Annotated in this window: 12 protein-coding genes; 4 read left to right on the top strand and 8 right to left on the bottom strand. The window is 40.5% G+C overall.

The genetic code is table 11. From position 1 onward, the window contains the following. Positions 1 to 105: 105 nt before the first annotated feature. Together KTO63_RS13905 and KTO63_RS13900 are read left to right on the top strand one after the other, a co-directional pair. Entirely contained in the window at positions 106 to 999 is an 894-nt protein-coding gene (locus tag KTO63_RS13905) for an AraC family transcriptional regulator (RefSeq protein ID WP_217791933.1), read from the top strand. A 303-nt stretch (positions 1000 to 1302) separates the two neighbouring features. Next, positions 1303 to 2289 (top strand): aldo/keto reductase, encoded by a 987-nt coding sequence (locus KTO63_RS13900; protein ID WP_217791932.1) that lies wholly within the window; start codon positions 1303 to 1305, stop codon positions 2287 to 2289. Positions 2290 to 2430: 141 nt separating this feature from the next. On the opposite strand, the gene KTO63_RS13895 is transcribed toward KTO63_RS13900, so the two are convergent. Both KTO63_RS13895 and KTO63_RS13890 read right to left on the bottom strand, forming a co-directional pair. Then, a complete protein-coding gene (locus KTO63_RS13895; protein WP_217791931.1) occupies positions 2431 to 2844 on the bottom strand; it encodes a VOC family protein in 414 nt (137 codons plus the stop codon). 188 nt (positions 2845 to 3032) lie between these two features. After that, entirely contained in the window at positions 3033 to 3824 is a 792-nt protein-coding gene (locus KTO63_RS13890; protein WP_217791930.1) for an SDR family NAD(P)-dependent oxidoreductase, read from the bottom strand. Positions 3825 to 4163: 339 nt separating this feature from the next. Here KTO63_RS13890 and KTO63_RS13885 point away from each other — a divergent pair, with 339 nt between their 5' ends. Next, positions 4164 to 4565, top strand: coding sequence for an energy transducer TonB (locus KTO63_RS13885; RefSeq protein WP_217791929.1), 402 nt, complete (start codon positions 4164 to 4166; stop codon positions 4563 to 4565). Between the two features lie 41 nt (positions 4566 to 4606). On the opposite strand, the gene KTO63_RS13880 is transcribed toward KTO63_RS13885, so the two are convergent. From KTO63_RS13880 to KTO63_RS13860, 5 genes are all read right to left on the bottom strand, one after another. Next, complete coding sequence (locus KTO63_RS13880) at positions 4607 to 5896, bottom strand: DUF6624 domain-containing protein (RefSeq protein WP_217791928.1); 1290 nt, start codon at positions 5894 to 5896, stop codon at positions 4607 to 4609. Between the two features lie 249 nt (positions 5897 to 6145). Then, complete coding sequence (locus tag KTO63_RS13875; RefSeq protein ID WP_217791927.1) at positions 6146 to 7057, bottom strand: bestrophin family protein; 912 nt, start codon at positions 7055 to 7057, stop codon at positions 6146 to 6148. Positions 7058 to 7255: 198 nt separating this feature from the next. Then, positions 7256 to 7981 carry a hypothetical protein gene (locus KTO63_RS13870; RefSeq protein ID WP_217791926.1) on the bottom strand — a complete coding sequence of 242 codons (726 nt, stop codon included), beginning with the start codon at positions 7979 to 7981 and terminating at the stop codon, positions 7256 to 7258. A gap of 264 nt (positions 7982 to 8245) precedes the next feature. Next, complete coding sequence (locus KTO63_RS13865; RefSeq protein WP_217791925.1) at positions 8246 to 9619, bottom strand: sensor histidine kinase; 1374 nt, start codon at positions 9617 to 9619, stop codon at positions 8246 to 8248. A 4-nt stretch (positions 9620 to 9623) separates the two neighbouring features. Next, positions 9624 to 10301 (bottom strand): response regulator transcription factor, encoded by a 678-nt coding sequence (locus tag KTO63_RS13860; RefSeq protein ID WP_217791924.1) that lies wholly within the window; start codon positions 10299 to 10301, stop codon positions 9624 to 9626. 303 nt (positions 10302 to 10604) lie between these two features. Here KTO63_RS13860 and KTO63_RS13855 point away from each other — a divergent pair, with 303 nt between their 5' ends. Beyond that, positions 10605 to 12332, top strand: a complete 1728-nt coding sequence (locus KTO63_RS13855; RefSeq protein WP_217791923.1) for a tetratricopeptide repeat protein — start codon at positions 10605 to 10607, stop codon at positions 12330 to 12332. 71 nt (positions 12333 to 12403) lie between these two features. Here KTO63_RS13855 and KTO63_RS13850 read toward each other — a convergent pair whose 3' ends face one another. Then, entirely contained in the window at positions 12404 to 13150 is a 747-nt protein-coding gene (locus KTO63_RS13850; RefSeq protein ID WP_217791922.1) for a hypothetical protein, read from the bottom strand. Between the last annotated feature and the right edge of the window lie 26 nt (positions 13151 to 13176).

The following is a 13176-nucleotide window of genomic DNA, read 5'->3' as shown; positions in this document are numbered from 1 at the left end:
CACCTTCTGTTTAAAGGAATCGCTTTCAACATCATCTACAAATAATCCAATAATCTCTTAATCAAACAAATCCAAATCTTGGTTTGATTTTTATAAATTTACATTATGAGCAAATCAGAAACAGTTCAGGAGTTTTATAAAAGAATAGGAGATGAGAAAGCCACTGAACGGTCGATTATAAACAAAGATGCAGGACGCTTCAATGTTTACCGCCGAAATGATTATTTGTGCAAATCATACACACCATACAACAGGAGGGATTTTTATAAAATTTCACTTATCATTGGTAAAGGCACATTGTATTATGCTAACAAAGGAATTGAAATAAACAGCGACGCATTGGTGTTTTCAAACCCGAATGTACCCTATGCATGGGAAGCTTTATCGCCAGATCAGTTTGGATACTTTTGTCTTTTTACAGATAGTTTTATTGATACGCCACAACGCATACACGATTCGCCATTTTTTAGAATAGGAGGTGATCCTGTGTATTTTTTAAGCAGCAAGCAAGTTGAAGAAGTAAGTGCCATATTTGAGAAAATGCTTTGCGAAATAGAATCCGAATACATTTATAAATACGATCTGCTGCGCAATTACATCAACCTGCTTATTCATGAAGCGCTGAAACTGCAGCCGGCAGATTCATATTTCAGGCACAGCAACGCTTCTGAGCGCATTGTGTCGCTATTCATGGAATTGCTCGAGCGACAATTTCCCATCGATTCCCCAGAACATATCTTGCAGCTCAAAACGGCTGCTGATTACGCAACCAGGTTGTCTGTGCATGTTAATCACCTGAACCGCACTGTAAAAAAAATAACCGGCAAAACCACCACCGAACACATTGCCGACCGTATCGTCCGCGAAGCAAAAGCCCTGCTTAAACATACCGACTGGAACATTTCCGAAATAGCCTACTCCCTCGGTTTCGAATACCCAGCCTATTTTAATAACTTCTTCAAAAAACGGACTGCCGAAAAACCGAGGGCTTTTCGGTAATTTGAAAATTTGAAAATATGAGAATTTGAAAATGCACTCTGTGCGCCGGGTTGATTTTTTTTGTGGCATTCTTTTGGTGTGAAACTTTTATTAATAATTAATGAATTAAAAACTTTTTGCCAACCAGCGTGTTTCTCCTTTCACTGGTTGATAAACCTGATGCATTTTCAAATTTTCAAATCATCAAATTTTCAAATTACATGGCTCTGTTGAAAATGTTTGAAAATTGCAATTTTCTGTTTGAAATCTATTAACACCCACCCCTTCCTGTAGAATACATTTGTACTCGTAAAATTTATATTTATGCAATACAGGAATCTTGGAAAAACATCAGAAAAATTATCGGCGATAGGCTTGGGTTGCATGGGAATGAGCTTTGCCTATGGTCCCGTAGACGACGAAGAGTCAATTGCTACATTACACAAAGCACTTGAGCTGGGCATTAATTTTTGGGATACGGCAGACATGTATGCCTTTGGAAAAAATGAAGAACTTATATCAAAAGTATTGGTGCCAAATCGTGATAAAGTTTTCATTGCCACAAAATTCGGTTTCCGCTTGAAAGATGATGGAAAAGGCACCTATTTCGACGGATCACCTGCTTACCTCAAAACAACGGTAGAGGCCAGCTTGAAACGTTTAAAAATCGACACCATTGATTTGTACTATGCGCACCGCATCGATCCTAATGTGCCGGTAGAAGACATGGTGGGAGCAATGGCAGATCTCGTAAAAGAAGGCAAAGTAAAATACCTCGGACTTTCCGAAGCCTCTGCGGCTTCACTGCGCAAGGCACATGCCGTGCATCCCATCGCAGCATTGCAGAGCGAATACTCTTTGCTCACCCGAGATGTAGAAAATGAAATATTGCCAACCTGCCGCGAACTGGGCATTTCGTTTATTCCTTACAGTCCGCTGGCAAGAGGTCTGGTGACTGCAACAGTCAATGATTTCTCCAAACTGGATGCAACAGATTTTCGCAGAACGCTTCCACGCTTTAGTGATGAACATGCGGACAACAATGTGCAGTTGGTAAATGAGTTTGCAGACTTTGCAAAAAATAAAAACTGCACGCCTGCACAACTGGCGCTTGCATGGGTACTTGCACAAGGCGATGATATCATACCCATTCCGGGAACAAAGAAGAGAAAGTATTTGCAGGAAAATGCCGGCGCTGTGGATATTCAATTGTCAGCCGAAGATCTGCAGGCAATTGAGGCATTGCTAAACAAATATCCGGATGTGGGGCAGAGGTATAGTGATGCAAGCATGAAGCTGGTGAACCATTAGACGAATTAATAATTAATAATTAAGAATTAATAGGTGTTGCACTCTAAATGAAAGCCAGCATTCGATAAGTTTTAAAAACATACGGCAGCATTCAGTCATGAATGCTGCCGTACTAATAATTAATTATTAATTATTAATTCGCTATTGCGCTGGTTTATCATAATTCAACAACCAATGTATTCCAAACTTATCCGTCAGCATACCAAAGTATGCACCCCAGAAAGTGTCCTGTAAAGGCATTGTTATTTTTGCGCCGTCAGTAAGGCCTTTAAAGAAAGCGTCTGTTTCTTCTTTGCTGCTGCATTGAAGTGAAACAGAAACAGATGAACCGAATGTTACTTTGTTATCTCCCATGCCGTCAGAAGCCATCAAGGTAACACCATCTTTCACTAACTGACTGTGCATTACAAGGTCCTTGTCATCTCCAGATGAATTGCCACCGGGAGCTTCTCCATAAGTCATGATTTTCAATTCGCCACCAAATGCTTTTTGGTAAAACTCCATAGCCTCACGGCAATTGCCGTTGAATGCTAAATATGGATCAAATGCTTTCATGTTTAAATGGTTTTTGTTTGGTGTCAAAAATAGCTAATTTGAAAATTTGAAGATTTGAAAATTTGAAAATGCTTTGGACGTAATATTCTTTACTCAACCTAAACAGCAGGAGTTCCAAGAATAGATGAACTCTAATTTGGGATTAGCACCGGATCATTTTCAAATCTTCAAATTTTCAAATTGTCTGCTCAAATGCTCTTATACACTCCGCCATCTGCCCGCAACGCTGCGCCATTCGTTGCACTTGAAAGAGGGCTCGCAACATACACGACAAGATTCGCTATTTCATCAGGTGTAGTAAAGCGCTGCAAAATAGAACTTGGTCTTGCGGACTTGAAGAATTCTTTTTCCATATCAGCCTTTGTCATATTTTTTGATTGCGCAAGCTGATCAACAAAATCACTTACACCTTCGGAACTTGTTGGTCCGGGCAATATGGAGTTGACCGTAACATTTGTGCCTCTTGTGGCTTCAGCAATGCCGCGGCTGATGGCCAGTTGCGCCGTTTTTGTCATGCCATAGTGAACCATTTCTTCCGGAATGTTTAATGCTGATTCGCTCGAAATGAAAATGATCCTGCCCCAGTTTTTTGACAACATTTTAGGTAAATAAAAACGAGACAAACGAACACCACTCATGATGTTGATGTCAAAAAAGCGTTGCCATTCTTCATCAGGAATATCAACAAAATCCTGTGGATTGAAAACCCCAACGTTGTTGATCAGTATATCAACTTCAGGCAATTGTTTTGTAAGATTAGTGATGTCTTCTACCTTTTGAAAATCTACAACAATGCCCGACACATTCGCAGCCGGAATTTCTTTTTTAATATTTGCGATCGCTTCATCAATTCTTTTTTGCGTGCGCCCGTTGATCGTAACAATCGCTCCTTCTGCTGCAAGATGTTTTGCAATAGCGAAACCAATGCCTGCAGTAGAGCCTGTTATCAGTGCTTTTTTATTTGTCAGTTGTAAATCCATTTTTTATATTTTTTATGATTTTTCAAAATCCATTCTGAGAATACAAAATTCACGAAGTCATTGTTCTAAAATTTGTACTGCACAAGGTTTAATTGGTACAAATCCGAGGAATTAGAAATTAGGAATCAGGAATTAGAAGTTTAGGCGCATCAAGTGTTATTGAGAACGAATTTCAGGAATGATAAAAATAAATTTACCCTGTTAAACTTGCAGGTGGCCCAGGCAACCGGAAAAAGATAGTCTCCAACAAAAGTGCATCTTAACCAAACCATAAATTTGTTATTTTGTGTGCCGTTCCTTTTTTTGAGGAGAAGTTCTGAATGCCCTAAATCAATCTTTATGAGCAAAATTGTATTGTCAATATTTGTTTGTTTTTTTCTGTTGAGCAAAGCGCATAGTCAAAGCTGGGGGGATAGTACTGTGTTGAAACATGATATCTTTTACGCAGTGGAAGTGTCTCCAAAATTCTCTTCTGGATCAAATGATCTTTTTAAATTCATGGCAGAAACTCTTCATGTTCCTGCAAATCAAACTTTTTCGCTAATGCACAATATTGTTGTCGTGAAACTTATAGTGAGCCCTACGGGAGAAGTCTCTTATGCAAAGATAGAAAAAGGGGTTAACGATGAATGCAATAAGGCCGTGTTAGATATGATTAGCAAGATGCCATGCTGGACTCCGGGCATCCAAAACGGTTATAAGGTCTATTGCAATGTAACTCTGCCAGTTATATTGTTTTGACCGGAGATATTTGGTTCTATTCATTAAGTTGATAACAATAGCTATTTAATCGGCGTGTAACTAATCCCAAAGCCTTTTGCATAATCTTCCAAAGGCTGCAGCCCAATAGCCGCCCTTCTTTTGTTCACATTTGCTTCATCTTCGATGGGATAGAATTCATATTTGTTTGTATTGGGAATCTGCCGCAACTGGCTTCCATAAATCTGCGCTTTGCCGTTTCTCGTTAGTACCCTGTCTTCCAAAAGAGCCAGGTCTCCGGCTCTGGCTTTCCCGGTTTTTACGGCGTCACGCACCATCGGTAAATACTTTTCTTGTGTGGCCAGGTCGGCGTGTTGAATTACCAGGAATATTGCAAGATTTCCTTCAAAGCCCACTACATCAGAACCGGGCCAGCCGTATGTATCAATGATCTGTTTTACTTTGATCAAATTTATGGAATCATAGTAAGTTATTCTTTTGTTCAGTGAGTCCAGTTGTTTTGATTGTGGTCCATACAAATCCATAATGGTTTGCACATTCATTCTGTCGTGTTGGTCATCCGTGAGAATGCTGTCGAGCGTGATCGCTAAAGACAAATTAAACGCGGGATTATTTTTGGCGATCGCCTGTGCCATCATGCCGCGATATTTTGCATGCTCCGGGCGATGTGATTGCCTGATCAATGAATTCAAAGTGTAATTACCATAAAATCCAATGGACACAGAATCGGGCCATCCATGCTTGTCCAGAAGTTGGATAACTCTTTGAAGATCTGCTGAATCTTTGTTGTGTATCTGTTTGTTTAGGAGCAAAACATTTTCATTCCTCGCTTTGGCCAGTGCAAGCATTTTTCGGTTTTGCTCAGCTTCTGTATGAATGCTATCTAAGGCATTGTAAAATTCCACGTTTATTTCAGGGTAGTATTTTTCTTTGTTTGCTTGAAACGACGATGCGATTTCGCTAAATCTATATAAGCGGGTGAAACTTTTAAAAGCAGGATCGTCAGCAAAACGTTGATAGTTCCAGTACCTGGACTTGGTCGCCAAATGTTCAAGCAAAGCGAATGCGGAATCTTTGCTTCCAGCGTAACCCCATGCACGCGCCGCGTTGTAGCGGTCATCTGGCAGAGCCCGTCCTCCAAACGCTTTGATCGCTTTTGTATAGTACTCCGTAGCGGCCTTATAATTTTTTTGATTAGATAGCGAATCTGCAATTTCAATATTTCTAAAATAATCTTGAGGAGGAGTTACTCCTTGTGCATGTGCAAAAACATTCAGGAAATGAGAAGCGAAAAAAACAAAGGATAAGGTTCTAATGGTTTGCTTAGGACAAAGGTTTCTTAATAGGTTCATCGAGACGAAGGGTTAAGTGCGCCGAAAAATAATTCTGATTTTGGGATATTCATAGTAGTTAGAGGACTCTAACAAAAAATTAAGAATTAAGAATTAGGAATTAAGAATTAAGAATTAAGAATTAAGAATTCATTCTGTGCGTTATTGTCTATTGAACCTTAAAGTGTTGAGCGTAAAACAACCTAATCTATTGAATTGAATGACCGACCTGAACAATTCTTAATTCTTAATTCCTAATTCTTAATTGTCCTACAGGACATAGTATCCCTTCGCCTTCACCTGCGCCGGCATATCCTGTTCTGTTTGCATCATTTGTTTAAGGTTACGTTCGATTGTTCTCGCGATGGATGACATTGGCGTATCGGTCGGTTTGTTCTCAAACGGATCCTGCAAATGCACCGCCATTTTTTCAATCAATAAGAAAAAAGTAGCAAGAATAGTAACCAGCGGAATCTCTATAATGCCGATGTATTCAATGACGCCAAAAGGCAGCAATAGCAGAAAGAAATACAAAGCAATGTGGAGATAAAAGCTATACGTCACCGGGAAGACAGTGTTTTTAATACGCTCACATTTTCCCATGGAATCACAGAATCTTGTCAGCGTGTGATCAAGTTCCACTTGCTGAAATTCGTTGATCCAGCCTTCTTCCAGCATATTCTTAATGTCTTTGCCATGCAGGTTAATAAGTGCGTTTGGAACATTATCGTGCGACGAAACATAATGCAGTTCTTTCCTGGAGATCAATCTTTCCAATCCATCAGTGGCATTCAATCCACGTAGTGATTGCCCCAGACTATAGGTCCATGCAATTTGCCGGTTCACCATTCTTTGCTGAAAGGCTTTCTTTACATCATTCGCATAATCCGGTTCCACAAAACATTGTATCTGTCGCGTAAATGTTCGTGAATCATTTACAATCGCTCCCCAAATGATCCTTGCTTCCCACCATCTGTCATAAGCCTGGTTGGAACGAAACGCCAGCAACAATGAAATGACAGTTCCAAGTATAGCCGGCACTCCCAATGGAATGGAAGTGTGATGCAGATTAAATTCTTTCACAGCAAACCATATGGCTGTTGTATACAGGCTGATAAACAGTATTTCAAACTTGATCTTATTCAGTATATATTTTACGGGAATCTTTCCTTTTAGTAGCATGTTTGGAGCTTTAGTATGTATAAATTGACAGCAGCTATTAGGAATTAATAATTAATAATTAAGAATTAATAGGTGCAGCACTGAGAGTGAGTGTAGACTCGCTGTATGGTTGAGCAGAGGGCAATCCATATTTCGATTTCACTGCAACACGACATTAATTATTAATTATTAATTATTAATTCGACAAAAGTGAATCTCCTATTTCAAAACCATATACACACATCCTGATCGCTCAAGCATCTTCTGCACCGCTTGTTCTTTTAAAAAGTAGCGCGACATCGTGCTCATGGTTGTAGAAAAAACATGTTTGCCTGTGACCTGATTTTCCCATTCGTTGAGCATGTCATTTACTGCGGAATATTGGTAAATAACGGTTTTGGGAAGCTTTGCCGTTCTTTTATCACCAGCTGTTTGTAGTACCGGCGCTGTTGCCAGCTCAGGCTCGTTCTTCCAGAAATTTTCTTTTGTGTCCAGTTGTGGTAATGATTTGACAAAAGTATTTGTCGGAAAAACATAAAGTAATTCGCAACCTGATCTGCAAAGCATCTTGAAAATTCCAGTGCGTTTTCTTTTGTTAGTTAGATCCCATTGAGCAGTGTCAAACACCACCATGTCAACATTTTTGTGTTGTGCATAATGACGGAAGGCGGGATCAGAATCTCCATAAATGTAGTCTGCCGTAACCGTAACACGTTCGCCGTAGAGCTTTTTAGAGGCAGCGGCAAAATGATAAAACGTATTGCTTGCTTTCTCTGTTTCAAAGGGCGATTTGCTCAGGAAGAAAAGATCATTGTAGTTGTCGGGCAATGCTTTGATCGCCAGGAAAATGCAATGGATATTGCCATTGCCAACAACAGAAACAACAGCTTCAGTAAGACCGTACAAATTTGTGCTTTCGCTAAAAGGTATTATTATAGTTTTCATCGTGATGTTTTTTTAAGTGATAAAACAATTACGATGACAAAACTATTTGTCAGCTATTAGCAGGGTATAATAGAGAGATTAGAATGAGATTAGAATGTTGTTATAGGGTTTCTAATTTGCAGTTAATGTTGGGGAATTAATAATTAATAATTAATAATTAATAGGGCAGCATTCGGTATAGAATATTGCTCTATGCTTACTTGAAATTAACAAGTGCCACGCTTAGACATTCTGTAGCACCTATTAATTCTTAATTATTAATTATTAATTGCTGATCTCCACAAACGGCAAACTAACCCTTACCTCAGTTCCTTCATTTACTTTCGATGAAAATTCAAGAATGCCTCTGTGGAGCCTTATAATTTTTTGTGCAAGCGGAAGCCCAACGCCGTAGCCCTTGTATGAAGAAGTGTTGGAGGCGCGAAAGAATGGATCGAAGATATATTTCAATTCATTTTCCGGAATACCGATGCCATGATCATTCACAGTGATAATGCAGTGTGTATCGTCGGTGTGAATGGACACATCAACCTGGCGCATTTCCGAGTATTTGCAGGCGTTTTGGATGATGTTGGCAAAGGCAAGTTTCAGCAGATTTGTGTTGCCAGATACAACAAGTTTGTACTCCGCTTCCGGCAAGCCTTCCATATTCATTTGCACATGATTGCCAGGTTCTGTAAAATCTATCAATCGCTTAACAGAAAAGAGCAGTTCATCGATTCTCAGATCGGTCATGAAAGCCTCCTTGCTGCTGTATCCTGCCTGTGCCAGCTCGAGCAGGCTGCTGGTGAGGTGTTCGAGTTGTTCCGCCTCCCTGGCAATAATTTTTAAAGCCCTTGTGTAGTCTTCGCTGCCACGCGGTTTTTCAAGAGCAAGTTCTGCCTCGCCAATGATAGCTGTAAGCGGTGTACGCAGTTCGTGCGCTGCTTTGTTCAGGAAATTATTTTGTGTTTCAAATGAGGTCTCCAGCCGGTCGAGCATATCATTAAATGTCTGCGTAAGTGCTGCCGTTTCACCTCTGCTATTTTTTGATATTAATCGAAGGTGCAAATTAGATGCAGTTATCTTTCGTACATTTTGAATGATGTGGCGAATTGGATCTGCCACTTCTTTCGAAATCATTAAGCTCATGATGTACACAACGGCTATGGCCACCAATACGCCTACGATCAGGTTTCGTTTTAATTCAAATAATATGGCAGCTCCTTCCTCATCGCTCGCAGAAAGAACAATGCTATATGGTTTGTTCTGGTGTTCGTACAAAATGGCGTAGTAGTAAACATCTCCTTTTCGAAACTGCACCTTTTTATTTTGCGAGAGCTTAGATCTGAATGCCGCGCCGGAAGGAACACCGATAGAATCAAGCGATCCCAAAGAAGGCAATGCGTTGAAAACAAATTCTTTTTCATCAGGTAATCGCTGTAAATGTTTTTCACGCATTTCATTGTAGAATAGCAGGCTGCTATCGTTTGCTTCGAACTTTGCCCTGCCCGCCACGCCAGCCCTTACTTCCATGCGATGAAAAAAATTGCTTTCCACATACTGCTTCGTGAAAAAATACACGAGCACACTCAGCAGTATAGTGATAGCCGCTGTGAGTGAGGTAAACATGGAGGTGATCTTTCTGCGTATGCTCATATTGCTAATCAGATTTCAATACATAACCCATGCCTACCAAAGTATGTATCATTTTGTTTTCGAAATCTTTATCAATTTTTTTGCGCAGATAATTTACATACACATCCACCACATTGGTGCCCATATTGAAATTGATGCCCCAAACATGCTCGAGTATTTCCATTCGGGAAAGCACACGGTTAGCGTTTTTCATTAAATACTCAAGGAGCTTGTATTCTGTTGCAGTTAATGAGATGGGAGTATTGTTCCTGGTGATAATTTTAGAAACGGTGTTTAACGCCAAACTTCCAATTGAAATAATGCTGTCATCTTTTAATGGAGTGAACCGTCTGCGCGCAAGGGCGCGAATACGTGCGTACAATTCCGATAGCTTGAATGGTTTCGACATATAGTCGTCGGCACCACTATCAAGGCCGGTAATCACGTTCTCGGTGCTGCCCAGCGCCGTTAACATCAGCACGGGAGTATTGATATTTTCTCTTCGCAAGGTCTTACAAACTTCAATGCCATTCATTGCGGGCAGCATAATATCCAGCAGGATAACATCAAACTCATGTTCCCTCGCCATTTGCAAACCAGTTGCTCCATCCAGCGCCACACTTACAGAAAGGTTGTGTTCTGTAAGTCCTCTTTGAATCACCGATATAACTGCCGACTCGTCTTCTACTAATAATATATTCATACGTATAACTTCGAAAAATATAATCAAACAGGGAAACAGACCAACTTATGTTGTTAAAAAAATAAGAAAACGTTTAGAAATGACAGTAGGGTTACAAAGGGAAAATTGAAAGTTGAAAATTGAAAGTTGAAAATGAGGCAAAAGCTTTCTATGCAGCTGCGAGAAAAAAAATCAGCGCAAATCACTCAAATCAGCGTCATCTGCCTGCCCGAAAGAATTTCATTCAGGCGGGTGTGCTCCCTTCCCCCGTTTCGTTTTATAAATTAGCTTTTGTACATTAGATGAAATGCTAAAACTACCAGCATGAGAAAACTCTATTACTGCACCGTAGTGGTCTTGCTTGCCGCAAGTTGTAATGAAGCACCCAAAAAAGTTGACGACAAAGTTGCGTCTGCAAAACAAAACCCCGTTGGTTGTGCCGTCCCGCAAACCACCGACAAAGCCTGGTACACTTCGGGCACGAAAGCTCCCAAACTAAAAGGCCTTGAAGGAATTGATTTTAAAATTTCCACGAACAATAAAGAAGCGCAGGAATACTTCAACCAGGGCATGATGTTGTCTTACGGCTTCAACCATGCGGAAGCTGCAAGGTCATTTTTTGAGGCATCGCGTCTCGACTCCACTTGCGCCATGGCTTATTGGGGCTTTGCGTTGGTGCTTGGTCCAAACTATAATGCGGGCATGGAGGATGATAACTACCAACGGGCTTACAAAGCTTGCCAGAAGGCTGTTTCACTCTCCAACAATAGTACAGAAAAAGAGAAAGCACTTATTCAAGCATTGACCTATCGTTATGCGGTTGAGCCGCCTAAAGATCGGAGACACCTTGATAGTGCTTATTCGGCCGCTATGAAAAAAGTGTATGATAAATATTCCACCGATCCCGATATCAGCGCATTGTATGCAGAATCTGTAATGGACATGCATCCATGGGATCTGTATGATAAGAAAACAAGAGAGCCGAAACCATGGACACCGGAAATTGTTGCTGTACTTGAGAAGCTAATCAAATTATATCCTAAACATCCCGGCGCCCCGCATTTTTATATACATGCTGTCGAAGCGTCGAAACATCCGGAGAGAGGGCTTGCAAGTGCAAACCTGTTAATGACATTGGTACCAGGTTCGGGACACTTAGTGCATATGCCATCTCACATTTACATTTGGACCGGTGATTATCATCTTGGTTCTCTTTCGAATATTGAGGCCGTAAAAGTAGATAGCAATTATGTAACAGCCTGTCATGCCCAAGGGGCTTATCCGCTGGGCTATTATCCGCACAACTGGCATTACCTGGCAGCCACTGCAACGTACGAAGGAAACTCAAAGTTGGCCTGGAACGCTGCGCAAAAGCTGCAGGAAAATACTGCCACCAGCATTATGAAACAACCGGGGTGGGGAACGTTGCAACATTACTATAGCATTCCCTATTTTATTGCGGTCAAGTTTGGCATGTGGGATACTATTCTCAACATAAAACCATTGGATAAAGATCTTGTTTATCCACGTGCTATTTTACAATATGCAAGAGGCATGGCATATCTTGGAAAACGCGACATTGCAAAAGCAGAAAACGAGCTTTCGCAATTAAAGGAATTGGCAAAGGATTCTGTGCTAAAGCAAATTTCAATCTGGAACATTAACAGCGCAGAAGACATTGTGCAAATAGCGCTCAACACTCTTACGGCAGAAGTGTATCGAAGCAAAAAAGAATACGATCAATCGATTGTTGCATTTAAAAAAGCTATTGTATTTGAAGACAACTTGAATTATAACGAACCTCCTGATTGGTTTTTCTCCATCCGCCATCACGTCGGCGCAGCATTACTGGAAGCGGGAAAATATAGCGAAGCAGAAAAAATGTACCTCGAAGATTTGAATGGTTACAAGGAAAATGGCTGGGCCCTTATCGGTCTCTACCAGGCACTTCAAAAGCAGGGAAAAACTGCAGAGGCACAACTTGTAAAAGCGAGGTTTGATAAAGCGTGGAAGTATGCCGATGTGCAAATACAGTCGTCATCGAGTTTGTAGCGAGTTTGATTTTTAAACTGTAAGCAAACTTTCAAATAAAACAAAAGCCGGCAAATAGACTGCCGGCTTCATTATGCGGGGACTTCATGTCTTTTATTCATTAAATTTACCAAGACCATTTCAACGTACTCTTTGCCGTCTACATTAGTTAAATTAAGTCGTTCATCTGGCTGGTTCGCTTCGGCAAATACTGTTCCTTTCAAATAAATTTCTAAAATGGTTTGCGGCGTTTTTCCGCTTGTGTCTTGAACAACCTGCGCTTTTACAAGATCGTTGTAGTCAACAAATCCTAATTTTTTTGTCCATAACCCAGTTGTTGCAAGCTTTAGCGTTGCTGATTTATCGAGCAGCCCTTTTATTCCTGTATAGCCTATAAATATACCTCCCGCAGCCATACTAACTGGGATCAACACACTCTTTGATCCCTTAGTTGCTAACCACACGGAGGCAACAGTAAGGCCGACTCCCATAAGTGTTGAAGTTATTTTTTCTTTTGTTGAAAAGAAATATTCTTCTTCATACTGGCTCGGTTCGGTCATATTTATCTTGGTAGTTGGTACAATGTCTTTGATGTTATGAAAAGTTCCATCGGGCATTTTTAACCAGTTTCTACTGTTACGGGCAAACAGCAAGATGCCGGGAAATAGTGAAGCCATGTAGCCAAAGAACCCATCTCCCTTTGGAAGATAATTTGCAGAAGTTGCCAGATAGGTTAGACTGCAAAGGGAAGCTGACACAGCAATGGGCAACGCATAAACGGATAGCAAGAAGTTTTTCTGTCTTAACGATTTGTCTGTTTCGTCGTTAGTATAAATCATGTTTAAGGGATTGGGATTATGAAGTT

This window comes from Pinibacter aurantiacus, from assembly GCF_019130065.1.
In the GTDB taxonomy this organism is placed as follows: domain Bacteria; phylum Bacteroidota; class Bacteroidia; order Chitinophagales; family Chitinophagaceae; genus Pinibacter; species Pinibacter aurantiacus.
Note: the sequence above shows the minus strand (reverse complement) of the source record. Positions and strands in the feature narration are given on the sequence as shown.